The sequence below is a fragment of the Lentilactobacillus hilgardii genome, from assembly GCF_009832765.1.
Taxonomy (GTDB): domain Bacteria; phylum Bacillota; class Bacilli; order Lactobacillales; family Lactobacillaceae; genus Lentilactobacillus; species Lentilactobacillus hilgardii.
In genome coordinates, this window is the sequence record NZ_CP047121.1 from 3,052,831 (window position 1) to 3,071,102 (window position 18,272).

Genomic DNA, 18,272 nt, shown 5'->3' on the forward strand with positions numbered 1-18,272 from the left:
ATTCTAACATATCAACAACGCGAACAAGTAACATCGATAGATGGACATAAAAAAGTTGAGGCAGGTATTCTCTTGTCTCAACTTTCTTCTTATAAATGTTTCATGTGTAACTATTATGATTGAAGCGCCTTAATATTCAAGAAATCCCGAATTCCTTCAGAAGGAATCGACTTGATAGCCGGCCCTCCAATTTGATGTAAGTATATTAAGTTCAAATGACCAGCGTGATTCTTTTTGTCATTTTTAATCTTATCAAAAACAGCATCAGAATCCAACAAGGGTGACGTAATCGGTAGTCCAACAGCTTGCAGCCGATCAATTAGTTTTTGGTTCACGCCGGCTTGGGTTAATCCCTTTTCTTCAAAGATTCGCGTAATTGCAACCATTCCGATACTGACGGCCTCTCCATGTCGAAGATCTCCATCAGCTAATGCTTCAATTGCATGACCAATCGTATGACCAAAGTTAAGAACTTGTCTTAAACCGCCTTCTTTTTCATCTCCCATGACAACATCTGCCTTGTATTGAATGGAGAGACGGCTTAGTTCTTCTGCATTAGCAAGGATATCCTCCGGTGAATTAATATCTTGCACTAAATCCCAGAGCTTACCATCGGTGAGAGCCGCTACCTTGACAATTTCACCATAACCCTCAACCAAATCACGCCGATCCAAAGTATTTAAAGTCTCCGGATCAATGATAACCAAATCAGGTTGGTAAAAGGAACCAATAATGTTCTTCGTCGTATCCAAATCAACCGCTGTCTTGCCGCCAACTGAACTATCGACTTGTGCCAATAAAGAGGTTGGTATTTGAATTAAACTAATCCCGCGCATGTAAGTTGCAGCAAGAAATCCTGCCAAATCGCCGGTTACACCGCCACCAAGGGCAATAACACCATCATCACGAGTAAAGCCATCAGCCGCCATATCTCGCGTTAAATCAGCCAATACGCCAAGCGATTTTGATGCTTCACCAGCTGGAAATTGATAATTATGAACCGTAAAACCAACACTTTCCAGTGCACCGGCAACTCTTTCCTGGTACAAAGGGGCAACATTGCTGTCACTAACCAGTGCAATTTTTCGTTCTGACCAAACACTTGAAACCAATTGACCCGTGCAGTTTAAGATGCCGGTCTCAATTTCAACATTGTATGAGTGATCTGGTAAATTAACTTCGATAATTTTCATAATTCAACCTCACTTTTTTCTTGGACGGGTGTCTTGAGAGCATCACGAATGGCGTAGGCTTTTTGGGTCATTTCAAGGTATTCACCCGGCTTGAGTGCTTGAGCACCATCAGAAAAGGCATGGGCCGGATCATCATGAATTTCCACTACTAAGCCGCTGGCACCAACTGCAACACCTGCAAGTGCTTCTGGGATAACAAATTCGGTATGTCCCGCAGCGTGACTTGGGTCAACAATGACTGGGTAGTGAGTTAACTTCTGAAGAACCGGAACGGCACCAACATCTAATGTATTACGAGTGTATTTATTATCAAAAGTTCGAATCCCCCGTTCGGTAATGATGATGTTATGATTACCACCGGCTGCAATGTATTCGGCTGCATTTAAGATATCATCAATGGTTGCTGACATGCCACGCTTGAGCATAACCGGAATATTGGTCTTACCAACTGCCTTAAGCAACGAGAAGTTTTGCATGTTCCGAGCACCGATTTGGAAAATATCAGTGTATTGCGCAATCATATCAACATGATCCTGATCCATGACTTCCGTTAATACGTCTAAATCATAAGCATCCGCAGCTGCGCGTAAGTATTTCAATCCATCTTCGCCCAATCCCTGGAAAGAGTATGGAGAAGTTCGCGGTTTAAATGCGCCACCACGCAGGACTGTCGCGCCACCCTCCTTTGCAACGGCGGCCATTTTCATCACATGTTCGGCAGATTCAACAGAGCATGGGCCTGCCATCATTGTGAAATGATCGCCGCCAATTTTACTATGCGCAGTCTCAACAATCGTATCTTCCGGATGAAACAAGCGACTACCTTGAACTGCTTTTGGTGGATTATCAATAATTTGTTCTGCAGCGGCGCGTTCATCTGAATTTAATTCATCTTCGGTGACTCCCTCCAGTGCCACTCGATTATGATGAGTGAATGCATCATGAGTACCACCGAATCGTTGCTGAAGCTCATCAATAATATGTTCCTGTCCTGCTTTAATAATAATAATCATGTTAACATCCTCTTTTCATTTTTTTCAAATTATAGAACTGAAATATGCATAAAATAAAACTCCCGCAGTGTCCAAAACACCGCGGGAGTTCTTTCGTGTATTATAAGATTCTTCTCGAATCGGTCCCGCAGTATTTTGATAATTTACTGTGTGACCGGTTTAATCATGCTGAAAAACTATTGGTCGCACAGGATTGCTGACAAGTGCCCGCATCCTGTACGATGTGGACACTACCCGAACCAATAGTAATAAAATCGATTTATTTTGCGATTTATTTTCTCCATGATTAGAAGCTCCTTAAAAAGTTAAATTTTAATTGTTGCTAGCATATAATTTATTTCTTTGCTTGTCAACAGAAAAAAGTAAAATTCGTAAATTACCGCTGATTTTGTCTTTGAATGTTCACAAAAAATAAGCTAAAAAACGAGCTAAATAATTGAAATGACTTATGTATCAGTATTTTCAGTACATAAATAACCAATTGGATTTTAAGAATAAAATAATAAGAAAAAATGATCTTTCGTTTTTTATCCTGTTATATGATGTCCAGTCGGATTATTTAGCGAATTGAAGATTCTAAGCCTCTTGACATTTTATGAGAAGTGCCCTATTCTATTAGCAATAAAATATTCGTCCTAAATAAACCATTGATGTGGAGATCAAGATTGTTGTGCACGTAAAGAGAGTCATCGTTGCTGAAAATATGGCCGAACGCAGACAATTAAATGGACCACAGAGGGTTCTCCTGAAAGTTCAACAAGTATGGAGAAACGTTCAGACATACGTCAGTTGTCGGAAGTGTGTTGGCACTTCGCTAAGTGTGATGAGATTATTGATTGTATAAAGATACAGTTGACTCGTCGAATTTAAGGTGGCACCGCGGAAAATCCGTCCTTACAAGTTAAAGCTTGTTTGGGGCGGATTTTTTGTTTTTAAAATTTATTCACCAGGAGGAATCATTCATGAAATTCTTATCTAAACGATGGCAACTTTCAAATTTTAATTAATTAAAAACTAAAATTTGGAGGCTCATCATAATGACAATCGAACAATTAAAGCAATATGCAGATGCCTATCCGGCAATTCCTATTACACAACAATTTCAGGTTGAATCCTTTGATCCGATCGCTATCACACAAGCATTTGACAATCCAAAACATCCCTGCTTTTTGTTAACAGGAAAGCCAAAGAAAACCGAAGATGGTTATTCGTTTATTGGCTTTAACCCTGTTGAATCATTCACTTACCGAAACGGTATCCTCACAACCACACTGAATGACGGTTCTGTTTCACATGAAACAACCAAGCTTCAACCTTTTATTGAAAACATTTTGCGGACAAATCAAACACCGAAACTTAAAGATCTTCCACCTTTTTTAGGTGGTTTGGCTGGCTATTTCAGCTATGATTACGCAAAATATGCAACCACTGCCAAACTGCCAGCAGTTGCCGATCCAATGAATCTTAACGATGCCGATTTAGTCTTGGTTAATCGGGTTATTGCTTACAATCATGCAACAAAAACCGTAACTTTAAGCCAAATTATCCCTTCAAAATTGTTAATTAAAAAATACAATAGCGTTTGTCTGGAATTAGAAGACTTAAAGCAACAAATATTAACTATCACAAGTGAGCAACCATTGCCATCGTTTTCAATGACACCTTTAAAACTTCAATTTTCATTACAGGAATTCACCGAGAAGGTTGCCGAAACCAAACAACATATTGTTGACGGCGACATTTTTCAATTAATTTTATCTAATCCGCAACACGCCAAAATGACCGGCTCACTATTTTCGGTAACCCCAACTTTATTTAAAGAAAGTCCATCTCCTTATCAATTTTATTTTCGCCATGGTGATTTCGAAACAATTGGTGCTTCGCCGGAAACCTTGATCACCAAACGTGACCGTACACTTTTTACCTACCCGCTTGCGGGAACACGTCGACGTGGCAAAAATCAACAGGAAGATGACCAGTTTGCCTACGAATTACAACACAGCCCTAAGGAATTATCCGAGCATAATATGCTGATTGATCTGGGAAGAAACGATCTTGGAAGTGTGAGCGAATTTGGTTCCGTTAAGGTGACCGCTTATCGACACTTGCTAAAGTTTGCCAACGTCATGCATATGGGATCAGTCGTGGAAAGTACAGCTAAAAAAGACGTTTCTGCGATTGACATTATTAACGCCGTTTTACCTGCCGGAACTTTATCCGGTGCTCCAAAAATCTCAGCAATGCAAATCATCGGAAACTTGGAAAATAGAAAGCGGGGCGTTTATGGCGGATGTATTGGCTACCTGGGTTTCGATGGTGATTTGGATCTATGTATCGGCATTCGTTTAGCTTACCGGAAAAACGACCAACTCGTTGTTCATTCCGGAGCCGGGATTGTTGCGGACAGTATTGCCAAGTACGAATATCAGGAATTTAACAACAAAGCCAGTGCCGTCGTCAATGCATTGAAGGAAACGGCCGCTAAGGGAGGCGTTGAACATGCACTATCTGATTGATAATTATGATAGCTTTACCTATAACCTGTATCAGTTAATTGGTGAAATTTCTAAAGATCCAATTACCGTGATTAAAAATGATGCCATTACCGCAGAACAATTAGCCCTTCTCAATCCTGAAAGTATCATTCTTTCCCCAGGTCCGGGACGCCCGGAAGATGCTGGAAAGATGCCAGACATCCTAAAAACGTTTCTCGGAAAAGTACCCATCCTGGGTGTTTGCCTTGGACATCAGGCAATCGCTGAAGCGTATGGCGCCAAAATTATTCATGCGCCAAAATTGATGCATGGAAAACCTTCTGAAGTAACCATCACCAAAAAAACGGTGCTTTTTAATCATTGCCCAAAAAGATTTGAAGCTGCACGTTATCATTCACTTATTATCGATCCACAAACAATGCCGGATACTTTAACGGTGACTGCCGAAACCGCGGATAAAGAAATTATGGCAGTAGCAGACGATTCTAAAAAAGTTTATGGCGTTCAATTTCACCCTGAGTCAATCATGACAGACCCAAAGGTGGGTGCACAGATTATCAAAAACTTCATAGCCGTTGTTAGTGCACAAAAAAAGATGACTTCTCCAGCCATCTGATCTCTTAATCTAGTTTCAAATTCGACTTAAAAATAAACCCACAGTTTGGACAACGATTTAAACCGTAGTTAATCATCATTGGCCGGTTGCAACGTGGACAACGCCCATGAATCGGTTTACGGATCTTGAGAGGATCGGATTGCTTTTCGGGTTGTTTATCAGCCATGATTGTCATACCTCCAAACGGGAACTCTAATTTTGAACTCGCTCTAAAAACTGTGCCGGCATTGCATCAACCAACCAGATGCCACTTTTCGTCGGGTAAAATAAAACATTATTTTTAGCAGCGTTCTTTGCAGCAACTCGAAACACAACGGGACGTGGATCACGACGCCGACCAACTTGAATTGCCATTTGTTGATTGGCCGATAGATGAACAAAATCACGGTCCATTTTCTTTAAACCTTCAGTTTCAATCAATCTGGCTGCAGAGTGAGTTGTTCCATGATATAGGTATTCAGGTGGCATTTTCGGCGGCGTTAATGGCTTAACAGGGATACTATGTCCATACAAAGCTCGAATAGTATTCCCCTCTATAGCGTAGCGCTGCTTATCACTTTGCTGAATAATTGCCGTAATGATTGATTGACTGATAGGCGTTCCATAATGTTTGTTAAAATGCCTTATTAAAACATTCAAGTTTGTCCGGCCATATTGGTCAAGTTTAATGTCAATTTTTTCCGGATGATGACGCAAAATAAACGACAGCCGCTTACTTAGTCTTGTTAATTGGCGATCCAATGAACCGCACCCTTCTTTCGTTAAACTGAACATTTACTCCCAGTTAACTAAATACACTTATATTATAAAGCCGATTCTAAAAATTGAACAGCTAATGAGGAATGGCTTAAAGGACATCTTTCATTTACGTATTAATGTTAAAATAAGCGATCGAGATATTTACTACCTCAATCGCTCATTTTACTTCTGATCGATCTGGATAAATATTCCTGTGGCTACTTATTGACTATTAACGACAAAAAATGTCAATTGTCTAGAATACAGGCTGAACAAAAAAGATAAGAAAAACCCGCCATTTCTGCCGGGTTACATCATTTACAATTGGAGGGTATATATATTGAGGGGTATGAAGATTGTTGCACCTACATCAGAAACAAACTATCAAAATCAATTTGGGTTGTTAAATTGATTATTTATAGAATACTCATTTCACCTTAAACAAGGCTTAAAAATGATTATTTTAGAAATTTATTGAAATAATTAAAGCTTGGACATCAATTACTATCACCATTCCCCTTTCTAAATGACGACAAAAATAGTAAAGTCTTATTGTAAAGATAACCTAATAAGGAGTCAGAATTTTGAAAAAAATATACTTTGTTCGCCACGGCCAAACACTTTTAAATCAATTTCGCCGAATGCAGGGTTGGGTAGATTCACCTTTAACTGAAAAGGGAGAGAAACAGGCAGCTGATGCCGGAAAAAAGCTGCAGAATATTAAATTTGACCTCGCTGTTAGCTCAGATATGATGAGGGCAATTCATACACTTGATATTGTTTTGAAAAATAATCATTATTCTGAAAATATTCACCGTGAGATAAATAAGGATGTTCGCGAAATTTATTTTGGTTCCTTCGAAGCCATAGACAGTGTGACAACGTGGAATATGATTGGCGGACCACTTGGTCATTTCAAACAGGCCGACTTAATAAAAGAGTACGGCTTACTCAAAGTTCGAGATTTCATGCATGATGCTGATCCATTTCATTATGCTGAAACCTCTGATCAATTGGAAACACGTATCCGAAAAGCAGTTGCAACTATCCAGACGCAATTGAGTGATGATCAAACTGCCATTGTTGTTTCACATGGAACATATTTAAGGAATTTGGCAACCCTTTTCTCTAAAAATCAGGTTGTCCGAGAGCAGCCTAAAAACGGTAGCATCATGACGCTGGATGTCACTAATGATCCCAAGGTGTTGACTTATAACCAGTAGCAGCAAATCTCTGTATAAGCATAACTTTACTCTTGATCATTAATCGAAAAACAAAAACCAAATGATCCCCCTAAACTGGATAAAGCCAGTTTTAGGGGGATCATTTTCCCGTATCAAAAAGATTAATAGGCCAATTTGTTAACGTTATTCCGCTTTGTCTTATCAGTTCCCCAGAAGAAGGTCTTTGCAACACCGGTAATTTTCTTTTTAGGAACAAATCCCCAATACCGGCCATCGTTTGAGACACTACGATGATCGCCCAGTACAAAATAGTTTCCTTTTGGAACTTTTACAGAATTTGGATGTTTTGCCCAACTCTTCGAAAGTGTTTGCAAATCCCAGTTACCAGTTCCGGTTGTTCGTTGATAATTGCTGATAAAACTTTGATTAACCTTTTTACCATTAACGTATAAGTTGCCATTGTTACTAGAAACTGTATCGCCAGGAAGACCAATAACACGCTTAACATAATCTGTGTTTGGTTTTGATGCACTTGGATCCTCACCATGTGCATCAAAAACAATAACACTTAAATGCTTGATTTTGGCATGGCGCCAAACCAATAAACGTTCATTATTAACTAAATTTGGCTCCATTGATGGGCCGTCGACTCTTGCAACCGTGACGACGGTTGCCTTAATAACAAGTGCAAGTGCAAGTCCAATTGCAATCGGAATAACAATTCCCAGCAATCCCTTTAAAAATTTCATCCTTTTACTCCTTCATGGACTTTTAACATAAAAGTCACTGTGTTTATAAATCCGTTATTTTTAAATGAAGCCATTAATGGACACAATCGAATTATATTTTAGCATATTTTACTATCAACACAACATTTTAAGAACATAATTAACATATCCATAATTAGTTGCGCTTAACTTGCTAAACCGCTATCATTATTTGAGACAGCATATGATTTAGAAATGGGTGATTAAATGGCAACAACTCCCAGTTTAGGTAAACGTATCTGGCTGGTATTTATTTTGGGCACCATCAGTGCAACTGGTCCACTTTCCATCGATTTATACTTACCCGCGTTACCCGAAATGACGCGCGATTTACAGACACATGCTTCTTTAATTCAGCTAAGTTTAAGTGCGTGTCTTTTAGGATTAGCAATCGGCCAACTAATCTCAGGCCCACTTAGCGATAAATATGGTCGAAAGGGGCCTTTGATAGTTGGTTTTTTAAGCTTTGGCATGGTCTCCCTTCTTATTGCAAGTAGTCATTCTGTCTACTTACTGATTGGTTTGCGATTTATACAGGGATTAGCAGGCGCTAGCGGTCAAGTGCTATCACGAGCTATTGCTTCAGATTTGTTTTCAGGACCACTACTGACAAAATTTTATTCAATGCTCTCTGCTGTTAATGGTATATTTCCGGTTATTTCCCCAATTATTGGCGGGTACATTATTAAATATGTCGAGTGGCAGGGTGTTTTCATTTTATTAGCGTTAATTGGCTTCATTGTCTCGATCGCGATCTGGATGGGAATCAAAGAAACGTTGCCTTTTGCCTCAAGAATTTCTGGAAGTCCGATTAACTCCATCATTGAAATGTTTAGCCTTTTAAAGAATACTAAATTTGTAAAATTAGTCATTGCCAGCGGCTTAGTTTATGGGGGACTTTTCAGTTATATTTCAGCCTCCTCATTTGTCTTTCAAAACTACTTTCACATGAATGTCGCAAACTTTGGCTTTCTCTATGCAATGAATGGTATCGGTATTGCAATTGGATCGGCAATTCCGGGCCTATTAGCAACTCGTGTTTCGGAATCTCAACAAATCCGTTTCGTTTTAGGATCAACATTTATGACAGCTTTGGCCTTAATCTCAAGTTGGTTCTTACTTAACAATCTATTAACGGTCACAATTTTAGTTCTGTTAATGGTCTTTCAATTTGGTATGTTGTTTACACTGACAACATCTGTCATTATGAATCTTTCGCTTAAAAACAGTGGCGGTATTTCGGCTTTATTAGGCCTCTCCCAAAATGCAATTGGTGGTATTATGTCACCAATTGTTGGTGTTATGGGCAGTCAGACCTACCTACCAATGGCAATTTCCATCGCGGGTTGTATCGGATTAAGCCTCATTCTATTTTTAAAAATCAATTCCTCAAATCAACTCAAACAATAAAAGAACCGGACAAATCACATGAAATGATTTGTCCGGTTCTTTTTAGTTCTTGATTAATATTCCAAATGACATAACGTCTTAAATCAGACACTCTTTTTTAGCTTGGCAATTTTTCCCTGTTGAATATAAACACTTAGTATTGCAATATCAGCTGGGTTAACACCACTAATTCGAGATGCCTGGGCAATTGTTTCCGGATGAATCTTTTGAAGCTTCTGACGTGCCTCTGTGGCAATACCATCAATTGCTTCATAATCAATCCGATTAGGAATTTTCTTTGCTTCCATACGTTTCATTTTTTCGACACTTGACTCTGCCTTAGCAATATAGCCAGCATATTTGGTTTGAATCTCAACCTGTTCAATAACGTGTCGGTCCAAATGGTGTTCAGGATCTGAAATGAACTGTAACAATGTCTGATAGTCAACATATGGCCGTCTAAGAAAGACCGAGGCAATTACGCCATCCTTTAATGGCTTGTCCCCATGCGCTTCAACGAACTTATTAACAGCATCTGATGGCTTGATTCGAATACTGTTTAATCGATCAATTTCAGATTCAATCGCCCTTTTCTTTGAAAGAAATTGCGCATAGCGCTCATCAGAAATTAAGCCAATTTCATGACCCTTTTCTGTTAATCGCATATCAGCATTATCTGTTCGAAGTAATAGTCGATACTCAGCGCGACTTGTCAAGAGACGATATGGTTCTTTAGTTCCCTTAGTCACCAAATCATCGATCATAACGCCGATATAAGCTTCGTTTCTTTTTAAAACAAATGGTCCTTGGCCAAGCGCACGGCGCCCAGCATTGATCCCGGCAATAATTCCCTGACCAGCAGCTTCTTCATAGCCGGAGGTCCCATTTGTCTGACCAGCTGTAAATAGGTTTTTTACAATCTTCGTTTCCAGTGTTGGCTTCAACTGGTAAGGAGCAACAACATCATATTCAATAGCATATCCGGGACGCATCATTTCAGCATTTTCTAATCCCGAAATAGTATGCAGCATCTGCTGTTGTACTTCCTCAGGCATTGACGTAGACAGTCCATCGACATACCATTCTTCAGTTTTGCGACCTTCAGGTTCCAAGAACAATTGGTGTCTGCTCTTATCGGCGAATCGAACAATTTTGTCCTCGATTGATGGGCAATAACGAGGACCCACTCCTTCAATCACACCGGTAAACATCGGTGCACGATCCAAATTTTCCCGAATGATTTTATGAGTTGTTTCGTTTGTATAAGTTAACCAGCAAGAAAGCTGGTCTTTTACAGCCAAATAATCTTTGTCAGATGATTCAAAGCTAAAATGATGCGGCTTCTCATCCCCTGGTTGTTCTTCAGTTTTAGAATAATCAATTGTTGTACCATCAACACGTGGAGGCGTTCCGGTTTTAAATCTTTCCAAGTCAAAACCAAGTTCTTCAAGACTTCCAGACAACTTTTCTGCTGGTTGAGAATTGTTGGGGCCGGAAGCATACATTAACTCACCAATGATAATTTTACCGCGAGCGGCCGTTCCGGCTGCAATCACAACGGATTTTGCAAAGTATTTCGCACCGGTATTGGTTATGACACCCTTACAAACACCATCTTCAACAATCAAAGAATCAACAATTGCTTGTCGAAGCGTTAAATTAGGTTCATTTTCCATTGTGTGCTTCATTTCAGCATGATAGGCATGTTTATCAGCTTGTGCCCGCAATGCTTGAACGGCGGGTCCTTTACCGGTATTTAACATCCTCATCTGTACATAGGTCTTGTCAATGTTACGTCCCATTTCACCGCCAAGCGCATCTACTTCACGCACAACGGTCCCTTTTGCTGGACCGCCAACCGATGGGTTACATGGCATAAAAGCCACCATATCCAAATTAATGGTTAAAACAAGTGTCTTATTACCCATTCGTGCAGCAGCTAAAGCCGCCTCACAACCAGCATGTCCTGCACCAACAACAATGACATCATAATTTTTGCCGCGATATTTCTGCTTCACATCGCTAACTCGTAAACTTTTCAACTGTATTTTCCTCCAAATGTTTCACATGAAACAGATTATTTTCCCAAGCAGAACTGACTGAACAGTTGATCAATCAATTCATCTTGATAACTATCGCCGGTAATTTCACCAAGAAAATCCCAACACCTTGTCATATCAATTTGTACCAAATCAACCGGCATACCCTCATCAAGCCCCTTAAGGACATCTTCGAGTGCGCTTTTAGCTTGATTTAGTAATCCAATATGCCGTGCATTTGTGACAACAACGTCATTTTGACTACTTGCAATACCCTCATTAAAGAACATTGTTGAGATTAATTCCTCTAATCCCTTTAAACCGTCTGCTTTGATGGCAGATGTTGAAATAATATTTTGGGCTTTAGTTAATCGCTTTATTTCACTTAAATTTAGTTTGATGGGTAAATCAGTTTTATTCAAAACAACGATTCGTTTTTTCTTATTAGTTGCTTCAATTAATTGTCGATCTTCTTCGGTTAAGGGTTCACTCGCATTTAAAACCAGTAAAACTAAATCAGCACTATTAATTGCTTTTCTGGAGCGATCAACACCAATTTTTTCAACTTTATCATTGGTATCTCTAATACCCGCCGTATCAATAAGCTTTAAAGGAACCCCAGAAACATTTGCATACTCTTCCAAGACATCTCTGGTCGTTCCGGGTACATCTGTCACGATTGCTTTATCTTCATGCAATAAATGGTTCAAAAGACTGGATTTGCCGACGTTAGGACGTCCAATAATGGATGTCGCCAATCCGTCTCGAAGAATCTTACCTTGCTTGGCAGTCTGTAGTAATTGTACGATTCGTTTATGAACATCAGTTGCTTTTTCACGAAGCAGCTTACTGGTCATCGTTTCAACATCGTCATATTCCGGGTAGTCAATATTAACCTCAACTTGAGCTAATACATCCAAAATATCTTTCCGAAGATGTTTAATTAGATGGGACAAATTACCATCCAATTGACTAATAGCGGCTTTCATCGATCGATCCGTTTTAGCTTCAATCAAATCCATAACGGCTTCAGATTGTGACAAATCAATCCGTCCATTTAGGAATGCACGTTTTGTAAATTCGCCGGGTTCTGCCATTCGAGCACCGTTACTCAAAACCAATTGCAAAATCCGATTAGTTGCAACAATGCCACCATGGCAATTGATTTCAATGATATCTTCTTTTGTGTAGGTATGGGGAGCCCGCATAATCGATAACATGACTTCATCTACTTCTTGATTTGTAGAAGGATCAACAATATGACCGTAATTAATTGTATTACTGGCTACTTTATCAAGGTTCTTGCCTCGATAAACATTTTTTGCGACATCCAATGCTTCTTCACCACTGATTCGAACAATTGAAATTCCGCCCTCACCAGGCGGTGTAGAAATAGCCGCAATCGTGTCAAATTCTGTTGTTGTTAAAACCATACTTCAGTTTCCTCCCACATAAAAATACAATAACGTCACACTATTAAACCACAAAATACATTTAAACGCACAAAAAAAGTGCCCACTCCATGCGTAAAAAGCATGGATAAAGCACTTTGACTACTTTACCTAGTTAAGATAAGAATGATTACCTTCATCATATTTTAAAGTACACGTTTTGTCAATGGAAAATTCGAAACGGTTTCCAATTTATTTTGGAGCCACGACAATGACCCGATGCGGCTCTTTGCCCGTGGAGTAAGTGATAACGTGGTCATTATCTGCAAGTGCATTATGAATCTGTTTGCGTTCAAAAGAAGGCATTGGATTGAGATAAACAGGCTTGCCGTTTGCGATTGCATTGCGTGCAGTCTTATCGGCCAATTGAATCAATGCTTCACTCCTCCGATTTCGATAGTCAGCTGTGTCCAGTTCCACAGTCACATTATTTGCGCCTGATCGATTAACAAAAATTTGAGCCAGGTTTTGAAGCGCATTAATTGTCCGACCATGGCGACCAATTAATCGACTTTCCTGCTCCGTATCAATGTCAATGTAGACTGAATGCTTATTTTTTAAATCAAGTTTTAGGGTAAACGAAAAGCCCATCGCTTCTAAGACATCATTAAGATAGTCTGCCAGATCCTGTGCGATTTTATCTAGATCAAGATCATCCTCTGACCTCGCTTCTTTCACAATTTCTGATGGATTAACGATTCCCTGATTATTAGAAGATTCTGTATGTGGTTGATTATTTAAAGCGGTTTTGATTTGTGTTTGGTTTGTGTTTTCTTTTCTTAATAGTTCAATCTTAGCTTGTTTCCGACCGATGCCAAAGAAACCATTCCTTGGTTGTTGAATCACTTTAACTTCAACTTGGTCCTTATTGAGTGATAATTCAGCTAAGCCTTGCTTCACTGCGTCTTGGATAGTTTTGCCAGAGTAAATTGTCATAATAAACTCCCTTTAATGGATTTAACTGATTTATAATAGCATAAATCATTACATTAATAAATGGTTTAGCAAAAAAAACGCAAACTAAACGCAAACCTTAATTATTTTGTGATATTTGCAATCACCATTTAACATTATTTTGATAAAGCCGATATAATTAACCTTGGTGGCTCTATTATTAATCGAATGAGATCATTAACCATCTAAAATGATCGTCAGGTTCTCGTTTTTAGGAAGTGAGCATATTGGCAAATATAAATCAGTACGATGCCGGTCGGAATATTATCATTGATCGCCAGCATCGCTTAAATAAATTACAGGAAGCGCAGAAGATTACATATGCCAATCTAAGCGCCTACGCGGTTATTATGACAGCGGAACTAGTTATTGGATACTGGAACCATATTACCGTTTTGATTGCTGATGGGTTAAATAACCTGACAGGCGTTTGCGGCGCCGCCATTATCATAACGGGCTTAAAAATTTCAAGGCGGCCTCCAGATTCCAATCATGTGATGGGTCACTGGCAATACGAGAATATTGCTGCCTTTTTATCAGCAACTATTATGTTTGCAATTAGTATTCAGATTCTTGTGGATGGCGTTTTTTCCGTTCGTAGATTTTTTCAGGGGGTTGCCGTTCAGCCAAATTTCTGGTCGCTGGGCGTCAGTTTAGTTTCTGCGGCCACTATTTCTATACTTGCCAAATATAACGCTTTGAAGGGAAACCAGTTAAATAACCAGGCCCTTATTGCCTCTGGACAAGACCTAAAAAGTGATGCATGGACAAGCTTCGGTACTTTTTTATCAATCGGAGGTGCTTACCTTGGAGCTCAGTGGCTGGATGGGGTTGCAACTATTATCGTTGGCTTTTTAATACTTCATGCGTCTATCTTGATTTTTCGAACAACTATTATGAGACTAACAGAGGGTTTTAGTCCTAAAGCCATTGATAACTATTCAAAAACCATTAACGAAATCCCCGGAGTATTGGGTGTTCAAGGAATTGAGCCTCGGTGGCTTGGTGACCAAATTGTCATGAAGGTCGGCGTTTATTTGGCTGATGATACCCGCCTAACAAAGGCATATTCAATTGGTGAAAAAGTAGAACACGCACTTATGAAAAAGTATGATATTTTGGATGCAGATGTAATGGCCTATCCGGTAAGCCTAAAGAACGATCCTAACCACGTTGACTAGCAAGAAACGGTGTTCAATCACTATCCTTAGGTGAGTTTTTATTAGGTCGCCATGTTTTAATCAATTTTCTGTATTATTCAGCATATTCAACTTGTAGGTTCCCGTTTTTTCGAGAACTAAGTCTGACAACTTCTTGTTGTTTATTCTAGATTAATTGCGTATACTAAATGCAAGAATAATCTCAGTACGAATTATTAATTTATGTTATAAAGTATAATTAGCACATTTGAGAGCCCGCTATGATTCAACGGGAAGCAATGGTCAATCATCACAGGCTTCTGGTCTCTGGTGATTTTTTCTTTACGTAGTTTATGCCCGAATAAACCGCTAGCTGGTCTTACACAAGAGGAAAATAACATTTACTAATTTAAGATTTTATCAACAATTAATAATTCGACTAAATCAGGGAGGTCTTTAAATGTCTAGAAAAATTGGAATTATCGGAATGGGTAATGTTGGTGCCGCAGCAGCTCATTATATCGTATCAACCGGCATTGCTGATGACTTAGTATTAATTGATTTACGTGAGGATAAGGTAACCGCTGACGCGTTGGATTTCCGTGACGCATTAGTTAATCTTCCTTGGCACATTAACATCACAACGAATGATTATGCTGCTTTAAAGGATGCTGATGTGATTATTTCAGCTATTGGTAATATCAAGTTACAAGACAACGCTAATGATGACCGATTTGCTGAATTACCATTTACAAGTCAGCAAGTACCATTGGTTGCTAAACAAATTAAAGACTCTGGATTCAACGGTAAAATTGTTGTAATCACCAATCCTGTTGACGTCATTACATCCATCTATCAAGAAGTTACCGGTTTACCCAAAAAACATGTTATTGGAACAGGAACCCTCTTAGACTCAGCTCGTATGAGAGCATCTGTTGCCGACAAATTAGGAATCGATTCTCGTTCTGTTATTGGCTACAATTTAGGTGAACATGGTAATTCACAGTTTACTGCCTGGTCAACTGTCCGTGTACTTGGTAAACCAATTACTGATATCGCAAAAGAAAAAGGATTGGACTTGGATGCGCTTGACCAAGAAGCCCGCACTGGTGGATACACGGTCTTTCATGCCAAAAAATACACGAATTACGGTGTTTCAACAGCTGCTGTTCGACTAGCTTATACGATTATGAGTGATGCTAGGACAGAACTACCTGTCTCAAACTACAGGGAAGAATACGGCACCTATTTATCCTACCCAGCTATTGTTGGTCGTGACGGCATTTTAGAGCAACTTCAATTGAATCTAACTGATGATGAACTAAAGAAGCTCCAAACTTCTGCCAATTATATTAAAACAAAATATGCAGAAAGTCGTCAAAAGTAGTCATCACTATAAAAGTTAACGCAAAACCCCCACTTTGGAAAAATCCAAGGTGGGGGTTTTTATAAACTATTTACGTTTGCTTCGTTTAGCCTTTTTAATTGCTCGTTGAACTGCGCGTTTGTGTTCACGTTCTTCTTTTTGCTTTTGCTCGCGTTCACGCCGAATTTTCCACGGATTTTGAATCACTAATGTTTGACCAACTTGGAAAGCATTAGTGATTACCCAATAAAGAGATAAAGCTGAAGGTAAACTGACAGCCATAATTAAAATGAAGATCGGCATCCCAATAGTCATCATAGTTGTCATAGAATTTGATTCAGGCTGCCCCTTCATCGCCAACCAAGACGAAATGAAAGTAAATAATGCCGCCAAAACCGGTAAAACAAAGATTGGATCAGGATGACCCAGTTGTAACCAGAAAAATGTACCACTTCTCAAAATATCAGTTCGCCAAATTGCTTGATACAAGGCGAACAAAATTGGCATTTGAACAATCATTGGCAAGCATCCGGCAAGTGGATTAATACCTGCCTCCGCATACAACTTCTTTTGTTCAGCCTGTAACTTTTGCATTGTTTCAGCATCTCGTGAAGAATACTTCTTTTGCAATGCCTTAAGTTGTGGTTGGACTTCCTGTGTTTTACGCATGCTACGAGTTTGATAAATCATTAAAGGCAAGATAACAATTCGAACAAGAATTGTAAATATGATAATTCCCATTCCATAGTTATCACTGAAAAACTTAGATAACCAAATGATTGCTCGAGAAAAGTTTAAAACAACCCAGCCATCCCAAATTCCAGTACTGTGTTCAGTAATTGGGCTATTACTACAAGCAGACAAAACAACCGTTAAACTTAGTAGTGATAATAGTACCGATATTTTCTTTATTCTTTTTTTCAATGTTTTTCCCCACCATCATAGTTGGAATCAAGCAGCCTTGCCAGCTTAAAAACGTGAATCAAGCTGGACTTAACATCTCGCATCGACATCTGATCAGTAGATGGACGTGCTATTACAATGAAGTCGACATCTTGACGTAAATCAGGTTTTAACTCAAAAATTGCCTGTCTAATTCGTCTTTTGACCCAATTTCTATGTACTGCATTCCCAATTTTTTTCCCAACAGAAATCCCGACGCGAAAATGTAATTGATCCGGTTTGTCCAACGTATATACAACGAATTGACGATTAGCAACCGAGTTATGAGTTTCAAACACTTTCTGAAACTCAGCCTCTTTTTTTACACGATACGATTTTCGCATGATCCATCTCCACATAATTAAAAATAATGAAAAAGACCACTGAATGGTCAGTGGTCTATGCAGACAATACTTTTCTACCTTTTTGACGTCGGCGTGCTAACACTTTACGACCATTGCTGGTACTCATTCGTTTACGGAAGCCATGAACGCGAGCGCGATGACGCTTCTTTGGTTGATATGTTCTTTTCATTAGAAACCCTCCTTTTATAATTCAAAGAAATTAGCGTTTAAGCATTTAATATCGGATGTTCAAATGCATTTCCCTAACATATTAACATAGTTTGTCTATAAATGAAATACACTTTTTTAATCTCAAAAAAATTTCTAAAAAAGAAAAATTTGTTTCATGCACAAAAACTGTGGATAACTCCCCTGTTTAATATAGTGAACTTTAACGAATTCCACAGGCTTGTCCACAGGGTCACAGCTTGTTTTTAATCTTATCCACAGCCTGTGGATAAGATTAGTCATCTTTTCTAAAAAAGCTGATAATAGCGGCTTTAGTTATCCACATCTGCCTGTTAATTATCTACCCTTTTCTTTAGTTTTTCCACTTATCCACAGGCACGTTATACCTTCTGTCCACGTCTGTGAAACAATTATGCACAGGCTGCTTTTGCCTGTGGAAAACTTTTGTTTGGA

Annotated in this window: 17 protein-coding genes; 6 read left to right on the top strand and 11 right to left on the bottom strand. The window is 39.0% G+C overall.

Going from position 1 to position 18,272, the window contains the following annotated elements:
* Window positions 1-113 precede the first annotated feature (113 nt).
* Together aroB and aroF are read right to left on the bottom strand one after the other, a co-directional pair.
* Entirely contained in the window at window positions 114-1,193 is a 1,080-nt protein-coding gene (gene aroB / locus GQR93_RS14450) for a 3-dehydroquinate synthase (RefSeq protein ID WP_003550953.1), read from the bottom strand.
* On the bottom strand, window positions 1,190-2,206 hold the full coding sequence (gene aroF, locus GQR93_RS14455) for a 3-deoxy-7-phosphoheptulonate synthase (protein WP_003550955.1): 1,017 nt from the start codon (window positions 2,204-2,206) through the stop codon (window positions 1,190-1,192). Before aroF ends, aroB begins: the two co-directional genes overlap by 4 nt.
* A gap of 1,037 nt (window positions 2,207-3,243) precedes the next feature.
* Here aroF and GQR93_RS14460 point away from each other — a divergent pair.
* Both GQR93_RS14460 and GQR93_RS14465 read left to right on the top strand, forming a co-directional pair.
* Window positions 3,244-4,722, top strand: coding sequence for an anthranilate synthase component I family protein (locus tag GQR93_RS14460; RefSeq protein ID WP_003550957.1), 1,479 nt, complete (start codon window positions 3,244-3,246; stop codon window positions 4,720-4,722).
* On the top strand, window positions 4,706-5,317 hold the full coding sequence (locus tag GQR93_RS14465; RefSeq protein ID WP_003550959.1) for an anthranilate synthase component II: 612 nt from the start codon (window positions 4,706-4,708) through the stop codon (window positions 5,315-5,317). Before GQR93_RS14460 ends, GQR93_RS14465 begins: the two co-directional genes overlap by 17 nt.
* 4 nt (window positions 5,318-5,321) lie before the next feature.
* Here the strand turns inward: GQR93_RS14465 and GQR93_RS14470 are convergent, their stop codons facing one another.
* Both GQR93_RS14470 and GQR93_RS14475 read right to left on the bottom strand, forming a co-directional pair.
* Complete coding sequence (locus GQR93_RS14470; protein ID WP_003550961.1) at window positions 5,322-5,483, bottom strand: hypothetical protein; 162 nt, start codon at window positions 5,481-5,483, stop codon at window positions 5,322-5,324.
* Window positions 5,484-5,509: 26 nt separating this feature from the next.
* Complete coding sequence (locus tag GQR93_RS14475; protein WP_003550963.1) at window positions 5,510-6,091, bottom strand: RNA 2'-phosphotransferase; 582 nt, start codon at window positions 6,089-6,091, stop codon at window positions 5,510-5,512.
* 548 nt (window positions 6,092-6,639) lie between these two features.
* Here GQR93_RS14475 and GQR93_RS14480 point away from each other — a divergent pair.
* The gene (locus GQR93_RS14480) at window positions 6,640-7,278 is read left to right on the top strand and encodes a histidine phosphatase family protein (protein ID WP_080544191.1); all 639 of its coding nucleotides are present in this window, start codon (window positions 6,640-6,642) and stop codon (window positions 7,276-7,278) included.
* Between the two features lie 122 nt (window positions 7,279-7,400).
* Here GQR93_RS14480 and lepB read toward each other — a convergent pair whose 3' ends face one another.
* Window positions 7,401-7,988, bottom strand: coding sequence for a signal peptidase I (lepB, locus tag GQR93_RS14485; RefSeq protein WP_003550966.1), 588 nt, complete (start codon window positions 7,986-7,988; stop codon window positions 7,401-7,403).
* 225 nt (window positions 7,989-8,213) lie between these two features.
* On the opposite strand from lepB, the gene GQR93_RS14490 reads away from it, so the two are divergent.
* Window positions 8,214-9,416 (top strand): multidrug effflux MFS transporter, encoded by a 1,203-nt coding sequence (locus GQR93_RS14490; RefSeq protein WP_003550968.1) that lies wholly within the window; start codon window positions 8,214-8,216, stop codon window positions 9,414-9,416.
* Window positions 9,417-9,499: 83 nt separating this feature from the next.
* Here GQR93_RS14490 and mnmG read toward each other — a convergent pair whose 3' ends face one another.
* The 3 genes from mnmG to jag form a co-directional block, all read right to left on the bottom strand.
* Window positions 9,500-11,437 (bottom strand): tRNA uridine-5-carboxymethylaminomethyl(34) synthesis enzyme MnmG, encoded by a 1,938-nt coding sequence (mnmG, locus tag GQR93_RS14495; RefSeq protein ID WP_003550969.1) that lies wholly within the window; start codon window positions 11,435-11,437, stop codon window positions 9,500-9,502.
* 35 nt (window positions 11,438-11,472) lie between these two features.
* Window positions 11,473-12,867: a tRNA uridine-5-carboxymethylaminomethyl(34) synthesis GTPase MnmE gene (gene mnmE, locus GQR93_RS14500; protein ID WP_003550971.1), complete on the bottom strand. Its 1,395-nt coding sequence runs from the start codon at window positions 12,865-12,867 to the stop codon at window positions 11,473-11,475.
* A gap of 210 nt (window positions 12,868-13,077) precedes the next feature.
* Window positions 13,078-13,821, bottom strand: a complete 744-nt coding sequence (jag, locus tag GQR93_RS14505) for an RNA-binding cell elongation regulator Jag/EloR (protein ID WP_159298821.1) — start codon at window positions 13,819-13,821, stop codon at window positions 13,078-13,080.
* A 236-nt stretch (window positions 13,822-14,057) separates the two neighbouring features.
* Between jag and GQR93_RS14510 the strand changes: the two genes are divergently transcribed.
* On the top strand, window positions 14,058-15,020 hold the full coding sequence (locus tag GQR93_RS14510; RefSeq protein ID WP_003550975.1) for a cation diffusion facilitator family transporter: 963 nt from the start codon (window positions 14,058-14,060) through the stop codon (window positions 15,018-15,020).
* Window positions 15,021-15,438: 418 nt separating this feature from the next.
* The gene (locus tag GQR93_RS14515; protein ID WP_003550977.1) at window positions 15,439-16,365 is read left to right on the top strand and encodes an L-lactate dehydrogenase; all 927 of its coding nucleotides are present in this window, start codon (window positions 15,439-15,441) and stop codon (window positions 16,363-16,365) included.
* A gap of 66 nt (window positions 16,366-16,431) precedes the next feature.
* On the opposite strand, the gene GQR93_RS14520 is transcribed toward GQR93_RS14515, so the two are convergent.
* Genes GQR93_RS14520 through rpmH form a run of 3 tightly spaced genes read right to left on the bottom strand, consistent with a single transcriptional unit; the run spans window position 16,432 to window position 17,820 of the window.
* Window positions 16,432-17,268 (bottom strand): YidC/Oxa1 family membrane protein insertase, encoded by an 837-nt coding sequence (locus GQR93_RS14520; RefSeq protein WP_003550980.1) that lies wholly within the window; start codon window positions 17,266-17,268, stop codon window positions 16,432-16,434.
* The gene (gene rnpA, locus GQR93_RS14525) at window positions 17,265-17,630 is read right to left on the bottom strand and encodes a ribonuclease P protein component (RefSeq protein ID WP_035444176.1); all 366 of its coding nucleotides are present in this window, start codon (window positions 17,628-17,630) and stop codon (window positions 17,265-17,267) included. Before rnpA ends, GQR93_RS14520 begins: the two co-directional genes overlap by 4 nt.
* Window positions 17,631-17,685: 55 nt before the next feature.
* Complete coding sequence (rpmH, locus tag GQR93_RS14530) at window positions 17,686-17,820, bottom strand: 50S ribosomal protein L34 (RefSeq protein WP_003550985.1); 135 nt, start codon at window positions 17,818-17,820, stop codon at window positions 17,686-17,688.
* Window positions 17,821-18,272: the final 452 nt, after the last annotated feature.

Excerpts from the sequence above, each read along its gene's own strand:
- GQR93_RS14460 (WP_003550957.1), top strand. The coding sequence starts at position 3,244 with ATGACAATCGAACAATTAAAGCAATATGCAGATGCCTATCCGGCAATT.
- GQR93_RS14465 (WP_003550959.1), top strand. The coding sequence starts at position 4,706 with ATGCACTATCTGATTGATAATTATGATAGCTTTACCTATAACCTGTAT.
- GQR93_RS14470 (WP_003550961.1), bottom strand. The coding sequence starts at position 5,483 with ATGGCTGATAAACAACCCGAAAAGCAATCCGATCCTCTCAAGATCCGT.
- GQR93_RS14515 (WP_003550977.1), top strand. The coding sequence starts at position 15,439 with ATGTCTAGAAAAATTGGAATTATCGGAATGGGTAATGTTGGTGCCGCA.
- aroF (WP_003550955.1), bottom strand. The coding sequence starts at position 2,206 with ATGATTATTATTATTAAAGCAGGACAGGAACATATTATTGATGAGCTT.
- jag (WP_159298821.1), bottom strand. The coding sequence starts at position 13,821 with ATGACAATTTACTCTGGCAAAACTATCCAAGACGCAGTGAAGCAAGGC.
- GQR93_RS14490 (WP_003550968.1), top strand. The coding sequence starts at position 8,214 with ATGGCAACAACTCCCAGTTTAGGTAAACGTATCTGGCTGGTATTTATT.
- rpmH (WP_003550985.1), bottom strand. The coding sequence starts at position 17,820 with ATGAAAAGAACATATCAACCAAAGAAGCGTCATCGCGCTCGCGTTCAT.
- lepB (WP_003550966.1), bottom strand. The coding sequence starts at position 7,988 with ATGAAATTTTTAAAGGGATTGCTGGGAATTGTTATTCCGATTGCAATT.
- aroB (WP_003550953.1), bottom strand. The coding sequence starts at position 1,193 with ATGAAAATTATCGAAGTTAATTTACCAGATCACTCATACAATGTTGAA.
- GQR93_RS14475 (WP_003550963.1), bottom strand. The coding sequence starts at position 6,091 with ATGTTCAGTTTAACGAAAGAAGGGTGCGGTTCATTGGATCGCCAATTA.
- rnpA (WP_035444176.1), bottom strand. The coding sequence starts at position 17,630 with ATGCGAAAATCGTATCGTGTAAAAAAAGAGGCTGAGTTTCAGAAAGTG.
- mnmE (WP_003550971.1), bottom strand. The coding sequence starts at position 12,867 with ATGGTTTTAACAACAACAGAATTTGACACGATTGCGGCTATTTCTACA.